Raw genomic sequence first — 15,000 nt, forward strand, 5'->3', positions numbered from 1 at the left:
GGCAGGGTTGGGCCTGTCGTCATCTTGAAGACAGCATGCGCTCGACATAACGCGCGATCAGGTCGATCTCGAGGTTGACCCGATCGCCGGGCGCCAGCCGTCCGAGCGTCGTGTGCTCGACCGTGTGCGGGATCAGATTGATGCTGATTTCGGTGCCGTCGGGTCGGTCGTCCACGCGGTTGACCGTCAGGCTGACGCCATGGACCGTGATCGAGCCCTTGTACGCCAAGAAACGGGCCAACTCGCGCGGGGCGAGCACGCGCAGCTCCCAAGACTCACCCACTCGCGCCAGCTGCGTGACCGTGCCCAGGCCGTCCACATGGCCGCTGACCAGATGCCCGCCGAGACGGTCCTGCGCGCGCAGCGCCTTCTCCAGATTGACCCAACCCGGGGCATCCAGCCCCGCGGTCTTGGACAGGCTCTCGGCCGAAATGTCGATCGTGAAACAGGCGGCTTTGGGGTCGAAGCTGGTGACGGTCATGCACGCGCCATTGAGCGCGATGCTGTCGCCCAGCTGCACATCGTCCAGATAGCCTGCGGGCGCTTCGATCAACAGGCGCTTGCCATGGGCGGCGCTGTCGCCCAGCGGTGTGACCTCGAGAATGCGGCCGATGCCGCTGATGATGCCGGTGAACATGGGCTGCATTGTCGCAGGCTGGCGGCCGCTGTGTCGCGGCAGGGCGTCAGGCACGGTCAGAAGCGCTCGCGCCCCGGGGGCCGGGCACGCAGGCGCAAGTCCGGGCCAATGCGTTCCACGTCGAGAAAGGTCAGCGCCACGGCCTCGTCCAGCGAGGCCAGCGGGCCAAAGCGCATCATCTCCCGTCCTAGGCCAATCAGTCGGGGCGCCAGATAGACCAGGTATTCGTCCACCAGATCTTCGCGCACGAACGAGCCGTTGAGCTTGTGCCCGGCCTCGACGTGCAGCTCGTTGATGCCGCGGCGCGCCAGATCGGCCAGCATCGCGCCCAAGTCCACCTTGCCGTGGGGCGCGGCGAGCCGAACACACCGGGCGCCGGCCGCTTCCAGGGCGGTGCGCCGCGGTGGGGCGTCGTCGGCATGGTAGATCAGCACCTCGCCAGGTGGCGCCAAGAGGCGGGCAGTCGGCGGGGTTTCCAGCCGCGAGTCCACGATCACCCGCAGCGGTTGGCGGGGCGTGTCCACCGCGCGCACATCCAAGCGAGGATCGTCTTCCAGCACCGTGCCGATGCCGGTGAGCACCGCGCCGGCACGGGCGCGCCAGGCGTGGCCATCGGCCCGGGCCGAGGGACCCGTGATCCACTGGCTGCGGCCATCGTCCAGCGCGGTGCGGCCATCCAGCGAGGCCGCCACTTTCAGACGCACCCATGGGCGGCCACGCAGCATGCGGGAGAAAAAGCCGATGTTCAGCTCGCGTGCCTCCTCGGCCATCAGCCCCAGATCCACTTGCACGCCGGCGGCACGCAGCCGCTCGACGCCTCGACCGGCCACCAGGGGATTGGGGTCTTGGACGGCCACCACCACGCGGGCCACGCCTTCGCGAATCAACGCATCGGCGCACGGCGGGGTGCGGCCATGGTGGGAGCAGGGTTCCAGCGTCACATAGACCGTGGCGCCCCGCGCCGACAGCCCCCGCGCGCGCAGCAAAGCCAGAGCCTGCGCCTCGGCATGCGCTTGGCCGGTGGCCTGGGTGTGGGCGGCCACTGTCTGACCGTCGGGCAAGACGATGACGCAGCCCACCGCAGGGTTGGGTGGGCAAATCCACCGTGCCTGCGCGGCCTGGGCCAAGGCCTCGCGCATGAAGCGCGCATCACGGTCGTCACCACCTGACTGAGGGAGAGAATTCACCGATGCATCCACTTTAGACTCCCGACCAAGCTTCAATCGCAGCGGCCAGCGCCCATCAGAGGCGCATCCGCGAAAACGACCCGCGCACACCGGGCGTTTTGCCATTTCTTCAGGGGGGAAAGATGAAAGCTTATCCCAGACCGCGTCAGGGGCGGCGGGGCGTCTCGCTCGTGAGCGCGTTGTTGGCCATGGGCCTGGCCGCCGCAATGATGGGCGCCGCCATGGCGTCATGGTCGGCCATGATCGCGCGCCAGACCGGCATGGCCGTGTCATCGCAGCTGCGGTCGCATCTGGCCTTGGCCCGCACGGCGGCCTTGTCGCGGGCCGAAGCCGTGGCCCTGAGCCCCCGGCAGGGGCATTGGCGTCATGGCTGGAGGGTCCACCTCGACCCCAATCGCAACGGGCGCTGGGATGCCGGTGAGGACGTGCTGGCCGAGCATGCCGTGGCTTCGCCGCTGACGCTCACGGCCAATGGCGTGATGCAGCACTATGTGCTGTTCGGGCCCGAAGGACGCCCCGTGCAAAGCAACGGCGCGTTGTTGGCCGGCACCTTCACCCTGTGTTTGCCCCAGGCTTCGGCGGTGCGGTTGGTGATGAATGCGACCGGACGGGTGCGCACCGAGACCTTGCCGGCCGGCACGTGTCTTTGACGAGCCGGCCGCAGGCCTCAGCGCCAACAGCGCGCCAAATCGGCGCTGCCCGAGCGGCCTTTGACGCCGGTGTGGGTCAAGCTGAGGGTGCCACAGCCGGCATCGGCCGTGGCTTGCGCACCTTGTGGGCGGGCTTCGACGGTGTATGTCACCGCCGTGGGCTGGTTTTCAGCGAAGGCAAAGGTGTAAAAGTTGGCCAAATCATTGACGCATTGCGTCTGAGGCAAGCTCACATTGGTCGGCGGTGAGGTGGCCGTGCGGTCATAACGCATGTGGGTGGTGTAGAAGCGCTCCATGAACTGCGCCATTTCCACCAAACAGGCCTGGGCGGCGGCCCGGCGGGAACTCACCACGTGCTGCTGGTAGCTGGGGTAGGCGATGGCTGCCAGGATGCCCACGATCGCCACGACGATCAAGATTTCGACCAAGGTGAAGCCGCGGGACGCCGAGGATAGGATGCAACGCAGGCGCATGGTGTTCACGGGGACACGCAGGGGATTGGTGGTCAGCGCGCTCATCGCACGATCTCCCGCCAGGAGATGCGGCCGACGCGCGCGCCACCCATGTTCAGGTGGATGTCCTTGGGACCGCCGATGACATTGGAGCCGCCTTGCACGGCGCGGTTGCCCACGACGATGGCTTCGGTGCCCATGCCCACCCCCAAATCGACGGAGCCCACGATGCCGCCGTCCAAGGTGTCGGCATTGTTGAAGGCATTGTCATTGTTCACGTCGAAAATCGTGCCGGGCAAGGCACCGCCGCTGAATGGGTCCAGCGCGTTCAGATAGCCGCGGCCGGAACTGCTGCATTGGGTGACTTCCGGGATGATCGAGGCGACCAACAAGGTCGGATACGCCAGATTGACCACGGTGGCGGCCGACACCACGCGTTCGCCCTGAGCTGCATTGCTTGGCGGTGTCAGCAGGTCCATGAACCAGCCGCGCTGGCCGCTCATGTCGTTGGCTGCTGCGGCGGAGAAGGTGCGCACCGAACGGCCGGCGACCATGCCGGAGCCGGTGATCGTGCGCTGGCGCAGCTGGGTGCGCCCCAGGATCGTGGTGCCGTTGTCGATCAGCCCGTAGATGGTCTGAACGTTCGTGACGTTCGGATCCGAACTGGTGAGATATCGCCCAGTGCCGAACAAGACGTAGCGGCTGCCATAGGTGGTGCTGCCGTTGCGCGTGTTGGTCACCACGGCCGGGGCGGCCGTGATCGGTTGAGGTTGCAAGTCCGGCCCCACCGCGGTGAACAGTGGCAATCCGCCATTGGCGATCGACCACCCCCCGGACGACGCGGCTTGCAAATCGAACTTCCAGAGATTGCCCAACAGGTCGCCGGCATAGGCGAAATCCACCGTGCCATTGCCGTCGGCGTCGAAGGCGGCCGGCGTGGCCAAGCCATTGCTTGCAGCCGATGAACCGACGCCGGTGTTGAAGCGCGCCAGCACCTGTCCATCGGACAGGCGCACCACCAGCAGCACGGCGCGGCCGTTGGTGCTGTTGTAGCCATTGCCGACCAAGGCCGCCCATTCGCCGGTGTTCAAGCGCACGATCACCGGTTTGCCCAACACATTGCCCAGGTCGTCGTCTTGGTTTCCGGACAATTCCCACAGCACCTGCGAGGCGCCGAAGGTGGACGGATCGGTGACATCCAGCCCGAACAAGCCCTTGCCGCCGCGGCCCAGCGAGGCGATCAGGTAATTGCGGCCACCGGTTTGTGAACGCTGCGACACCGCGATTTCACCGTCGACGAAGTACTGATGGGTGTAGTCACGGCCGGACAGCGCCCGCAGCCGCGGCACGATCATGCCCGGCACGTAGGCGAAGACTTCCTGGCCGTTGTCGGCATTGAACGCATGCAGCATGCCGTCGTTGGCGCCGACGAACACCGTGCGCGAGTCCGAATTGAAGGCCGGCGATGAATGGACGATGTCGCCCAGCAACTGCGTGCGGGGCCGGTAGGGGCGGGCGACGGCATCCGCGCCGTCATATTCCCTCGAGCGGTCGCCGCGCAGGTAATCGACCACCGAAGCCGCTCCCAGGCTAGCTTGCTGCGAGGCGCTGAGCTGGCTCCAGACGAACTCCACGCCCGACGTGCCGTTGTGCGAAAAAATGCGCCGGCTGCTGGCCGAGCGGGTGCGCAGAAGTTCTTGCGCGCTCCAGGATGGCGTCGACGACAGGCCCGAGGCCGAGATCGGATAAGCCTTGAGGTCGCCGATCCATTCATTGTTCAACACTTCGAAGCTGGCTTGGAAGACGCGGGCGCCATCGACCAGCTGGGTGCTGTTGGCCGCCACGTTCGAAGCCGAGGACGAGCGGTTTTGAATGTTTCGCAAGGCTTGCACCAAGCCAAGGCGGAACTGTTCGGGGTTCCTGGCGGCGGTGAACGTGCCACGGCCATTGACCGAGGCATGCCACAAGTCGTCGATCTTGGCCTCGTCGCTGCTGGTCGGGTTGGGCCAAGCGCGGGCGCCTGAAGTCAGCGCGGGCAAGTCGGTGGCCGGGTTGAGCGTGCCCTGGACCCCGATGGACAAGCCGAACGTGACCATGTGTTGCCAGAAAGCGTCGGTGTCCGAGCCCGGCACGTTGTTGGGCATGTCCGGGCGCAGATCGTTTTTCCAGTAGTGCATGGCCACATCGGCCAGGGTCGTGGAATGGTCGTCTCGATACGGGCGTTGTCGCACGTAGCCGGTATCCGAGCGGTTCGACAAGGCCGACACATGCACGGGACCATCGGAGTTGTCCGAATTACCGATGTGGCCGAGCGTGTTCGCGTCGTCATTCCAGTAGCCGTCGGTGGTCAGGATCGTGTAGTTGCGCCGGCAGCTGACTTGGGTATTGGCATTGGCTCCCGGCCCCCAAGGACCCTGGGCGTCGGTGCGCTGAAAGTAGCGGCCTGCCCAATCGAGGGCGATCCGCAAAGGCGTGCCTTGCGCGGGGATGGGGGTGTTGAGCAGGCGCGTATAGAAATCGCTCTTGTTGCTGCCCTCGAAGCCGCCGGTGGTTGGAATGGGCAGATAGGAGGTGCCCGCCGTGTTGCTGGACGGATCGACCCCGGTCACCGAGCCCGTGCCCGAGGCGGCATTGATCGTGATGAAGCCCACCCGGTAGCCTGAGCCCAGGTCGGCAAAGGCTTGCGAGGCGCCGGCGCGCGCGGCCAGCACGCGAGAACGATAGTAGGTGAACCAGTTGGCGAAGTTTTGGATTTCGTCGGCCACCGTTCGTCCCCAGGGCAGAGTGCCCGTCACCGCGGTTTCGGTGGCATTGCTTGTGGCCAAGTCCCAGCGGTACAGTCTGCCACCTCGGTACTGGTAGCGGATGTAGTTCGCCCGGTCGGTATCCGAGCCGCTGCCCTTGTACACGTAGAACGTGATGGGGTAGTAAGACCGCGTGCCGCCGGAGGCAATGTCACAGTTGCTGACCGTGCTGCATTCGGTGAACCAATCGGCCCGCGTCGATTGTTGGGCGGTGAGGTTCAAGGTGCCAGCGCCGGCATGGGTGGGATTCCAAGGCGCGGCGGTTGCAGGGCTGTTGGCCATGCGCGAGCCGTCGGCATTGCGCCACGGCTCATAGGTGATCTGTGGGTTGTAAAAAATTTGATTGCGTTGGCTGGATCGCAACACCACGTTGAAATGGTAGCCGGAGTCGAAGTCGACGGTTACGGGTCTGCCGGAGGGGCCGGTGTAGTACGTCGAGAGGTAGACGCGTGTGCCCGGGTTAGAGCCCGGGGGGGGGAAGAGATAGTACGCGTAGTAGCGGCGACGATCGTTGACGCCCGAGACGATGTCGCTTTCCGGCATGATCTCGAATTGCATCGAGCCGGAGTCGTCCAGGATGAACAGGATGTTGGGCGAGATGGTCGAGCCGATCTGCAGCGGCGTCAGCGGAAAGTCCACCGTGGCCAAGGCCGGGGTGGAGACGGCCGCGGCCGTCAGCAGGGAGACGGCCCAGCGTTTCCAGGGGCTCGGGTTGGAGTCGTGGTCGAGGCGCATGATCGAGGCTCCCAGGGGCGAACTCATTGGGTCGCGTAAATGGATTGCAGCATCACCACCGCCCGGTCGTTGCCGGCATTGCTGCGGGCCGTGACGCGGTAGCGCGTGCAGCTGAGGTTGCTGTTCGGTTGGGCCGGGTCGCAGGGAAAGTTGTTGCCGAGAAACTCGATGAAATATTGCGGCGCACCGCCGGCTTGGGCCGTGAGGTTGACGCCGGTGACGTTCACCCAGCCGGTGAAGTCGGCCCTGTTCCAGCGCTCATGGCAGTATGGCCCCGGCGGGGCGCACACGCCTTGGTTGCAGCTGCTGCTGCACTGGGTGGGCGAGGTGGGCGTGCTCAGCGCGGTGGCCAAGGGATGGGCTGGCACGGCTTGGGACTGCGCCAAGGCCAGGGCTTCGCCAGCCCGCAGGCCCGCTTCGGCGGCTTGGAAGGCCAGGCTGCGGTCGTAGTGGTTGGACACCATCTTTTCTTCGAGCACGATGCCGCGCAGACTGGCCACGCCCAACAGGGTGATCACCACCAGCAAAATCAAAGCGATGATCAAGGCCGCGCCTGTTTCGGCGTGCGGGCCGTGAGGGAGACGGGGCTTGCAGGCTTTCATGGTAGACGGTTGCGCAAACTGACGACGTGGTAGGCGCGCCGCTCCAGCACGGCACCGTCGGTGCCGACGGCTTCGTTGCTGCGCAGGGTCAAGACGATGCGAGTGGCCACGACGCGGGTCCAGTCGGTGATGGCGTTGGCGGCTTGATAGTCGGCGGGCAAGCTGCCGTCGGCATTCATTTGAAGATAGGTCAGTTGCATGTCGTGCACGCCTTCGGCGATTTCTTCGAACTGCACCTCGGCGTTGCCGGCGGCGTTGCGCGTCAGGCGTGCCCGGTACAAAGATCGGCCGTTGCGGCCATTGGCACCGACATACCAAGTTTCACTGGCCACGCCATTGAGCATGCCGCCGGCCTGAAAGGCGTACGTGGTGGGAGTGCCGGCGCAGCTCATGCCCAAGCCAGTCACACAGTTGCCGGGCGAGGCGCCGGCAGTGTTGTGCCCCACCACGGCGCCCGCAACGGACGACACTTGAAACAGCGCTGCTCGCCGGTAGTCGCAGGCCAAGGCCAGATGGCCGGCTTGCAGGCCGTGGGCTGCAGAGCTCAGCGTGAATTGAGCGCTGGCGGTGTCGTGGTTGGTGATGGCCGCGCCGCTGTTGCCGTCGGCATGGATCGAGAAGAAGGCATCAGTGCCGTTGATCCGCTGTGCGGCTGCCGTGCCGAATCCGACCGCAGGGGCGGCCTGGTTGCCTTCGTAGCCGCGCAATCCGGCGTCCCAATCGGCCCACCAGAAATTGCTGGCATTGTTGATGACATTGGCCGTGGGCAGGTTGCGTCCACAATTGGAGCCGCCGGCCTCACGCAGGCTGCGCGCCATCAGCTCGAACGACACCCGGGCGCTTTCTTGCAGACGGGTCAGTTGCTCGGTGGAGCGGAAGGCTTGCCGGTTGGCCACGAAGAGGTTGATGACCCCGCCGACGATGAACAATCCAAGCAGCAAGGCCACCATCAACTCGACCAGGCCGATGCCGCGCATGTGCGCATTCATGCCGCCATGGCGGCGGGGGCGCGGTGTGTGGGAGGCGTAAGAGGGCATCACAGTTGGCTGGTGGTTTCGACGACCTGGGTGGCGCTGCCCCCAGTGCCGCGGCTGTCGTCCCAGAACACGCGAACGGTGCACACTGCGCCTTGGCAAGCGATTTCACCGCACGAGCTGTCATGGTCACCCAAGGTGTCTTTGATCGCGATGATCCAGGCACTTTGGTCATTGGCCACCAAGCTGCCGCCGGACAGGGGAGTGCAGGTGCGGCCCAGCACATAGGCACCCGCGCGGGCTTGATCGACATTGGCGCGCATCGCGTCGAGCATCAGATAGGTCAGGGCCACGGCTTGGCTGCGTTCATAGGCACTTTGGCTGTTCTTCAGCGCGCGAGCCTGCAGGCCGGCGATGCCCAGCAGGCCAATGGACAGCACGAGCACTGCGATCAAGACTTCGATCAGGCCCACGCCGCGCTGCGGGCAGTGCAGCTGCCGCGGCGCGCGGACGGGGGCGGTGGTGTGAGACTTACTCCACATGGATCGATCCGGTTCGGATGCGAATGTTGCGGGTTTGGCTGCCGGCGGTGATGCTGATCTGCCCGGCCGTCACCAAAGAGGTGCCCGCCGTGTTGCTCGAACAGGTGCAGCTGTAGGGCAGGCCGTCGGCACGGAAATCCACGCAGGTTGCCGTGACCGTGGTGTTGGCTTGCAGGCTGCCTTGTCGAATGGCCGTGGCCGATGTGGGCGTGCGGATCACCCAGCCGGAGTTGTCGCTGCAGAACCGGTGGGTCGCATTGCGCCGGATGGCTTCGGCCCGGGCCGCGTGCAAGGCTCCCAGTACCTCGTTGGTTTGGGAGGTGGCGCGGTTGCTTTCGATCATGGCCCGGAAGCTGGGCACGCCCAGGCCCAGCAAGATGGCCAGCACGGCCAGCGCGACCATCAACTCGACCAGCGTGAAACCAGATGCCTTGGGCTGCACGGACGAAACCTCCTGACTGTGAAGGTAACACCCCCTTGGGCCGCCTGGGCGAGCGGCGCGACGAGTGGTCGCGGCGCGTCGATCGACGGCGGTCGTGCGCAGCCTTCAGCGGCTTTTTCGTGAAGTTTCTCTCACCGCGTGCATGAACTCGCTGACATCGTCGAAGCTGCGGTAGACCGAGGCGAAGCGGATGTAGGCGACTTTGTCCAGGCGCTTGAGTTCACGCATCACCCATTCGCCCACGCGGGTGCTGCTGATCTCGCGCTCGCCACTGTGGAGCAAGGAGGCTTCGATGCGCGCGACGGCTTGGTCCAGCGCCTCGGCGCTGACCGGACGCTTGCGCAGCGCCAGCGTCATCGAGGCACGCAGTTTGGCGCGGTCGAACTCGGTGCGCCGGCCATCCTTCTTGACGATCGTGGGGTACTCGATTTCCGCGCGCTCGTAGGTGGTGAAGCGCTTGTCGCAGCCCATGCAGCGCCGCCGTCTGCGGATCACGTCCCCTTCGTCCGATTCGCGGGTTTCGACGACCTGGGTTTCGTCGTGATTGCAGAAGGGGCAGCGCATGATGGGCGGGCGGCAGGCTCAGCGGTAGACCGGGAAGCGGCGCGTCAGTTCGTGAACCTTGGCGCGTACCGCGGCAATGTTGGCTTCATCGTGAGGCCGATCGAGCACATCGGCGATCAGGTGGGCGGTGGCCACCGCTTCGGCCTCGGTGAAGCCGCGGGTGGTCATCGCTGGCGAACCCAAACGGATGCCGCTGGTGATCATGGGTTTTTGCGGGTCGTTGGGGATGCCGTTTTTGTTGCAGGTGATGTGCGCGCGGCCCAGCACGGCTTCGGCTTCCTTGCCGGTCAAGCCCTTGGGGCGCAGGTCCACCAGCATCACATGGCTTTCGGTGCGGCCGCTGACGATGCGCAGCCCGCGGGCCATCAGGGTCTCGGCCAGGGCTTGGGCATTCTTGACCACTTGCTGCTGGTAGGCTTTGAACTCGGGCGACAGGGCTTCTTTGAAGGCCACGGCCTTGGCGGCGATGACATGCATCAGCGGGCCGCCCTGGATGCCGGGGAAAATGGCGCTGTTGATCTGCTTGGCCACGTGGTCCTTCATCAGGATGATGCCGCCGCGCGGGCCACGCAGGCTCTTGTGGGTGGTGGAGGTGACCACGTCGGCATGGGGCACGGGGTTGGGGTAGACGCCACCGGCGATCAGGCCGGCATAGTGCGCCATGTCCACCATGAAGTACGCGCCCACGGCCTTGGCAACGCGAGCAAAGCGCTCGAAGTCGATGCGCAGGCTATAGGCCGAGGCCCCGGCGATGATGAGCTTGGGCTTGTGCTCGTGTGCCAGCCGCTCCATCGCGTCGTAATCGATTTCTTCCTTCTCGTTCAGGCCATAGCTGACCACCTTGAACCACTTGCCGGACATGTTCAGCGGCATGCCGTGGGTGAGGTGGCCGCCTTCGGCCAGGCTCATGCCCATGATGGTGTCGCCCGGCTGCAGCAGCGCGAAGAACACGCCTTGGTTGGCTTGCGAGCCGGAGTTGGGCTGCACGTTGGCATGCTCGGCGCCGAAGAGCTGCTTGAGCCGGTCGATGGCCAGCTGTTCGACGATATCCACGTACTCGCAGCCGCCGTAGTAGCGCTTGCCGGGATAGCCTTCGGCGTACTTGTTGGTCAGCTGGCTGCCCTGTGCGGCCATGACGGCCGGGGAGGCGTAGTTTTCGGAGGCGATCAGCTCGATGTGGTCTTCTTGGCGCTGGTTTTCTTGTTGGATGGCCGCCCAGATGTCGGGATCGACGTTGGCAAGGGTGGAGGTGGATCGGTCGAACATGGCAGTCCTCTTCAATGCGATGAAGTCCCTCGTCGCACCGGCGGCGGCTGCGCTGACGCACCCGAGATGCCGCGTGCTGGATCGGAGGGCTGCCCAGGCGAACGGCGAAACGGCGGGGCTGGATGCGGCCGCCGGCTGCACTTCCCGGTGGTTCACCACCTCGGGCGCACACCTCGCAGGCGAGGGGGCCTTATCGCCAGTTGTGCAACGCCCGCAGTGTACTGGAGAACGCCCACGCCGGCCCGGCCCATGGTGCAGGCGCCCCACGGGCGCGAGGCCTTGCGCGGCTCAGGAGGCTCGACTCAGGAGGCTTGAGCCACCCGGGTGTCTGCGTCGGGCTGTCGCGTGGCCTTGGCCTCGGGGGCAGAGGCCGCGGCCGGGGCCGTGGTCGGGCTGCTGGTGCGCACCAGCAGCGGCACCGTGACGGGCACCGCACGGCCTTGGGCCACTTGGCGCAAATGGTTGCGCTCGGCCAGCACCTTGGCCGCGTAACCGCCGTCATCGGGCAGGTTGGCCGCGCCCACATACCACTTCAAGCCGCCTTCGAGGCTGCCGGCACGCTGGATGTATTCGTGCAGGATCTGGGCACCCACGCGCAGATTGCTCACGGGATCGAAGGCCGCATGGGTGCCACCAAAGGCCTCGTATTTGTCATCGTGGACGCGGGTCATCACCTGCATCAAGCCCTGGGCGCCCACCGGACTTTGGGCGAAGGGGTTGAAGCTGGACTCCACGGCGATCACGGCCAGCAGCAAGGTCGGGTCCAGCCCGGTGCGCTGGCCCACATCCCAGGCTTCTTGGACCAGCCGGGCCACTGGCTCGGGCGCCACACGGTAGCGCCGCGATATCCATTGCACGATGGCGGCTTGTTCCTTGCCAAGTTCGCGCGGGTCGGCCGCCGTGGCGCGGCGGATGGCCTCGGGATCGGCCAGCGCGGCCACCAGGCTTTCGTCTTGACTCAGGCGGGCTTCCTGGCGCTGGAGCAGCCAGCCCAGGGCCTGCTGCTCCAGTTGTTCGCGCCATTGCGGCCGGCCCAGGCCAAAGAGGGCCGCGCCCAGCACGAGCAGGCCCAGCAGCGCCAGGCCGTTGTGGCTGATATCGAGCAGGCCCTGTCCAACGTCCCGGAAGAAGACCGAGACACTGCGGGCCACCGACTGCGTCATCTGCGACACCCGGTGTCGCAAGGGATGGTTCGCTGTCATGTCACTCCTTTCGGTCCGCGGGGCCTGGAAGGCCGATGTCTCGGCCCGGCCTGAGCCGCGGAGATAATGCCCGGCCACCCTAGAAAGTCAGGCGCCTGCAGAATGCAAGGCCCGGGTGGCGATCGAGGGCATGGGCAGCGTGAAGTGCACCGGCAGCCGGTGCGGGTTATCCCTGATGGGAGACGGCCGGATTCTAGGAAGGCTCGAAATAACCAGTCAAGCCTATAGATTACACGTGTAATTATGATGAGTTATGAAGTACCGGGATTTGCGTGATTTTTTGAGCCGGCTGGAGGCCATGGGGGAACTGCGGCGCGTTCACGAGCCCGTGTCCCCGGTCTTGGAAATGACCGCGTTGTGCGATCGCGTGCTCAAAGCCGGGGGGCCGGCGCTGTGGTTCGAGCAGCCGGTGGGGCATCGCATCCCGGTGCTGGGCAATTTGTTTGGCACCCCCAAACGGGTGGCCCTTGGCATGGGGCAGGACGATGTACAGGCCTTGCGGGGCATCGGGGAGCTGTTGGCCCGGCTGAAGGAGCCCGAGCCGCCGCGCGGGCTGAAAGACGCCGGCCGGCTGGTGCAGATGGCCAAAGCGCTGTGGGACATGAAGCCGGCCGTGGTGCGGCGGGCACCGTGCCAGTCCGTGGTGTGGGAGGGGGCTGACATCGATCTGTCGCGCCTGCCGATCCAGCATTGCTGGCCGGGGGACGTGGCGCCGCTGATCACCTGGGGCTTGGTGGTGACGCGCGGGCCGCAGTCGGTGCCGCATCCGCGCACGCGCCAGAACCTGGGCATCTACCGTCAGCAGGTGATCGGGCCGCGGCAGTTGATCATGCGCTGGCTGGCCCACCGGGGCGGCGCGCTGGATTTCCGGGACTTCGCGCTGGCCAACCCAGGCCGGCCGTTTCCGATCGCGGTGGCTCTGGGGGCGGACCCGGCCACCATCCTGGGGGCGGTCACGCCGGTGCCCGACAGCCTGTCGGAATACCAGTTTGCCGGGCTGTTGCGCGGTTCGCGCACCGAGGTGGTGACCACGGGGGTCGGGGAAGGATCGGTGCAGCTGCAAGTGCCCGCCAGCGCCGAGATCGTTTTGGAGGGGCACATCCCGGTGGCCGCCCCAGGCTACACGGGCACGTCGGCCCATGGCGTGCCGTTGAAGGAAAAGGGGGGATATCTGCATGCCTTGGAAGGCCCTTTTGGGGACCACACGGGCTATTACAACGAGCAGGACTGGTTTCCGGTGTTCGAGCTGTCTCGTATCACGATGCGGGATGCGCCGATCTACCACTCCACCTACACCGGCAAACCGCCCGACGAACCCGCGGTGCTGGGCGTGGCGCTCAACGAGGTGTTCGTGCCGATCTTGCGCAAGCAGTTTCCCGAGATCGTGGACTTTTACCTGCCGCCGGAGGGCTGCAGTTACCGCATGGCGATCCTGAGCATGCGCAAGGCCTATGCGGGCCATGCGAAGCGACTGATGTTCGGGGTGTGGAGTTTTTTGCGGCAGTTCATGTACACCAAGTTCATCGTGGTCACCGACGACGACGTGGACATCCGCTGCTGGGCCGATGTGATCTGGGCCATCACCACCAGGGCCGACCCGGTGCGCGACACCACCTTGGTGGAGCACACGCCGATCGACTATTTGGACTTCGCTTCGCCGACGTCGGGCTTGGGCGGCAAGATGGGCATCGATGCGACGAACAAATGGCCGGGTGAAACGCAGCGCGAATGGGGCCGCTTGATCACGATGGACGCGCAGGTGCGCGCGCGCATGGATGCCCTGTACGAGCGCTTGTTTTGCACGGCGGCGGCTGATGATGGCCCACGGTAATGGTGCCCGGTGATGGCACCCGGTGATGGCGCCCGGTAATGGGGGCGTGTGTTCTGATTGGAAATGCGAACTGGCGTCCAGGCCGAGGCTGCGGTATCGTCTTGACGCCTGCTGGAATGCAGGTGTTTCCGATGCGCAGTCTCTGCGCGTAAGGAGCCCCGGACTTCTTCCCTCCGGAGCCCCGAAACGTGGCGTCACGCCACCCCCCCTCCGGCCGCCACGGCTCGGAGGGGTTTCTGTTTGGGGGCTCGCGGTCGTTCAGTACCCAAGCCTCAAGGCAAGCCATTCGCGCCAGGCATGGCGGTTTTCCAGCAGGCCGAGGAGGCTGGGTGTCCAGTGGGCCAGGTGCGAGGTCTGCGCAGGAAGCAGCCCCATGGGTGCCGGTTGGATCGTCAAATCGCTGCCGGCCAGCGCTTCGGTGAAGGCGCGTTGCGCGCGCGGCATGTGCCAGACATGGGTGACCAGCACGATCTTGCGCACACCGGCATGGCGCAGCAATGCTGCAGTGCGGCCGGCGTTCTCGCGGGTATCGCGCGAAGTGTCTTCCACCCAGCGCAAGCTTGCGGCATATTCTTCCCGGGCGATGCGCTCGGCCACGCGGGCTTCGGGGGTCACGGATTCAGGCAGGCCATGCGGGATGCCGCCGCTGTAGGCCACGGGCAGGCCGGTCTGCCGCGCCAGCCACAGCCCGTAGCGCAGGCGTTGCAGGCCGGTGTCGGACAGGTCTGACAGTCGGTAGTCGGGCGAGCGCGGCACCAGGCCGCCGCCCAGCACGACGATGGCCACGCTCGGTGGTGCTTTGCCTTGGGCTTTGGCCTGGGTCTTCAACTCGTCCAGGTCCAAGGGGCCGAGCGCTGGCGGCACCCGCAGCACAAAGGATTGCGTGATCCAAGCCCAGCCGGTGGTCGAGCCCAGCCACAGTCCTGCACAGGCCAGCAACACCAGCGCAATGCCCAGGCCGCGACGTGGGCGCAGTTGGCGCAGGCCAATGAGCAGCAGCACGATGAATGCCCCCGGCGGCAGCACCAAGGCCAGCACATAGGGAAGGTAGGGCGCGAGGCTGTCGGTCATGGACGGCGGTCGAGGCAATGGGATGCTGGATTGTGCTGCTG

14 protein-coding genes and 1 riboswitch are annotated in these 15,000 nt (G+C 65.9%); of the genes, 2 read left to right on the top strand and 12 right to left on the bottom strand.

Going from position 1 to position 15,000, the window contains the following annotated elements; translation table 11 throughout:
* Window positions 1-19: 19 nt before the first annotated feature.
* Together CTA01S_RS11255 and ribD are read right to left on the bottom strand one after the other, a co-directional pair.
* Complete coding sequence (locus CTA01S_RS11255) at window positions 20-637, bottom strand: riboflavin synthase (RefSeq protein ID WP_062195631.1); 618 nt, start codon at window positions 635-637, stop codon at window positions 20-22.
* A 56-nt stretch (window positions 638-693) separates the two neighbouring features.
* Window positions 694-1,824 (bottom strand): bifunctional diaminohydroxyphosphoribosylaminopyrimidine deaminase/5-amino-6-(5-phosphoribosylamino)uracil reductase RibD, encoded by a 1,131-nt coding sequence (ribD, locus tag CTA01S_RS11260; RefSeq protein WP_371326094.1) that lies wholly within the window; start codon window positions 1,822-1,824, stop codon window positions 694-696.
* A gap of 122 nt (window positions 1,825-1,946) precedes the next feature.
* Between ribD and CTA01S_RS11265 the strand changes: the two genes are divergently transcribed.
* On the top strand, window positions 1,947-2,474 hold the full coding sequence (locus CTA01S_RS11265) for a GspH/FimT family protein (RefSeq protein ID WP_084362405.1): 528 nt from the start codon (window positions 1,947-1,949) through the stop codon (window positions 2,472-2,474).
* 17 nt (window positions 2,475-2,491) lie between these two features.
* On the opposite strand, the gene CTA01S_RS11270 is transcribed toward CTA01S_RS11265, so the two are convergent.
* From CTA01S_RS11270 to CTA01S_RS11310, 9 genes are all read right to left on the bottom strand, one after another.
* Window positions 2,492-2,992, bottom strand: a complete 501-nt coding sequence (locus CTA01S_RS11270) for a type IV pilin protein (protein WP_305781982.1) — start codon at window positions 2,990-2,992, stop codon at window positions 2,492-2,494.
* Window positions 2,989-6,465 (bottom strand): pilus assembly protein, encoded by a 3,477-nt coding sequence (locus CTA01S_RS11275; protein WP_198150873.1) that lies wholly within the window; start codon window positions 6,463-6,465, stop codon window positions 2,989-2,991. The genes CTA01S_RS11270 and CTA01S_RS11275 overlap by 4 nt, the downstream gene beginning before the upstream one ends.
* A 23-nt stretch (window positions 6,466-6,488) precedes the next feature.
* Window positions 6,489-7,010, bottom strand: coding sequence for a pilus assembly PilX family protein (locus CTA01S_RS11280; RefSeq protein ID WP_198150874.1), 522 nt, complete (start codon window positions 7,008-7,010; stop codon window positions 6,489-6,491).
* Between the two features lie 53 nt (window positions 7,011-7,063).
* Window positions 7,064-8,044: a PilW family protein gene (locus CTA01S_RS11285; RefSeq protein WP_198150875.1), complete on the bottom strand. Its 981-nt coding sequence runs from the start codon at window positions 8,042-8,044 to the stop codon at window positions 7,064-7,066.
* 59 nt (window positions 8,045-8,103) lie between these two features.
* Window positions 8,104-8,583 (bottom strand): type IV pilus modification protein PilV, encoded by a 480-nt coding sequence (pilV, locus tag CTA01S_RS11290; protein ID WP_062195644.1) that lies wholly within the window; start codon window positions 8,581-8,583, stop codon window positions 8,104-8,106.
* On the bottom strand, window positions 8,573-9,025 hold the full coding sequence (locus CTA01S_RS11295) for a GspH/FimT family pseudopilin (RefSeq protein WP_062195647.1): 453 nt from the start codon (window positions 9,023-9,025) through the stop codon (window positions 8,573-8,575). The genes pilV and CTA01S_RS11295 overlap by 11 nt, the downstream gene beginning before the upstream one ends.
* Before the next feature lie 105 nt (window positions 9,026-9,130).
* Window positions 9,131-9,589 carry a transcriptional regulator NrdR gene (nrdR, locus tag CTA01S_RS11300; RefSeq protein WP_062195649.1) on the bottom strand — a complete coding sequence of 153 codons (459 nt, stop codon included), beginning with the start codon at window positions 9,587-9,589 and terminating at the stop codon, window positions 9,131-9,133.
* 18 nt (window positions 9,590-9,607) lie between these two features.
* Window positions 9,608-10,855, bottom strand: coding sequence for a serine hydroxymethyltransferase (glyA, locus tag CTA01S_RS11305; protein WP_062195652.1), 1,248 nt, complete (start codon window positions 10,853-10,855; stop codon window positions 9,608-9,610).
* An 84-nt stretch (window positions 10,856-10,939) separates the two neighbouring features.
* Window positions 10,940-11,069: riboswitch (ZMP/ZTP riboswitch) on the bottom strand.
* An 88-nt stretch (window positions 11,070-11,157) separates the two neighbouring features.
* Window positions 11,158-12,018, bottom strand: a complete 861-nt coding sequence (locus CTA01S_RS11310; protein WP_019560973.1) for a transglycosylase SLT domain-containing protein — start codon at window positions 12,016-12,018, stop codon at window positions 11,158-11,160.
* A gap of 292 nt (window positions 12,019-12,310) precedes the next feature.
* Here CTA01S_RS11310 and ubiD point away from each other — a divergent pair, with 292 nt between their 5' ends.
* A complete protein-coding gene (gene ubiD / locus CTA01S_RS11315; protein ID WP_062195654.1) occupies window positions 12,311-13,888 on the top strand; it encodes a 4-hydroxy-3-polyprenylbenzoate decarboxylase in 1,578 nt (525 codons plus the stop codon).
* A gap of 258 nt (window positions 13,889-14,146) precedes the next feature.
* On the opposite strand, the gene CTA01S_RS11320 is transcribed toward ubiD, so the two are convergent.
* On the bottom strand, window positions 14,147-14,959 hold the full coding sequence (locus tag CTA01S_RS11320; RefSeq protein ID WP_019560975.1) for a YdcF family protein: 813 nt from the start codon (window positions 14,957-14,959) through the stop codon (window positions 14,147-14,149).
* Window positions 14,960-15,000: the final 41 nt, after the last annotated feature.

Origin of the sequence: Caldimonas taiwanensis NBRC 104434 (assembly GCF_001592165.1) — a bacterium.
Classification (GTDB): domain Bacteria; phylum Pseudomonadota; class Gammaproteobacteria; order Burkholderiales; family Burkholderiaceae_C; genus Caldimonas; species Caldimonas manganoxidans.

Bases quoted from the DNA above. Each gene is read 5' to 3' on its own strand.
- CTA01S_RS11255 (WP_062195631.1), bottom strand. From the start codon at position 637: ATGTTCACCGGCATCATCAGCGGCATCGGCCGCATTCTCGAGGTCACA.
- CTA01S_RS11265 (WP_084362405.1), top strand. From the start codon at position 1,947: ATGAAAGCTTATCCCAGACCGCGTCAGGGGCGGCGGGGCGTCTCGCTC.
- CTA01S_RS11270 (WP_305781982.1), bottom strand. From the start codon at position 2,992: ATGAGCGCGCTGACCACCAATCCCCTGCGTGTCCCCGTGAACACCATG.
- CTA01S_RS11275 (WP_198150873.1), bottom strand. From the start codon at position 6,465: ATGCGCCTCGACCACGACTCCAACCCGAGCCCCTGGAAACGCTGGGCC.
- CTA01S_RS11285 (WP_198150875.1), bottom strand. From the start codon at position 8,044: ATGCGCGGCATCGGCCTGGTCGAGTTGATGGTGGCCTTGCTGCTTGGA.
- pilV (WP_062195644.1), bottom strand. From the start codon at position 8,583: ATGTGGAGTAAGTCTCACACCACCGCCCCCGTCCGCGCGCCGCGGCAG.
- nrdR (WP_062195649.1), bottom strand. From the start codon at position 9,589: ATGCGCTGCCCCTTCTGCAATCACGACGAAACCCAGGTCGTCGAAACC.
- glyA (WP_062195652.1), bottom strand. From the start codon at position 10,855: ATGTTCGACCGATCCACCTCCACCCTTGCCAACGTCGATCCCGACATC.
- CTA01S_RS11310 (WP_019560973.1), bottom strand. From the start codon at position 12,018: ATGACGCAGTCGGTGGCCCGCAGTGTCTCGGTCTTCTTCCGGGACGTT.
- ubiD (WP_062195654.1), top strand. From the start codon at position 12,311: ATGAAGTACCGGGATTTGCGTGATTTTTTGAGCCGGCTGGAGGCCATG.
- CTA01S_RS11320 (WP_019560975.1), bottom strand. From the start codon at position 14,959: ATGACCGACAGCCTCGCGCCCTACCTTCCCTATGTGCTGGCCTTGGTG.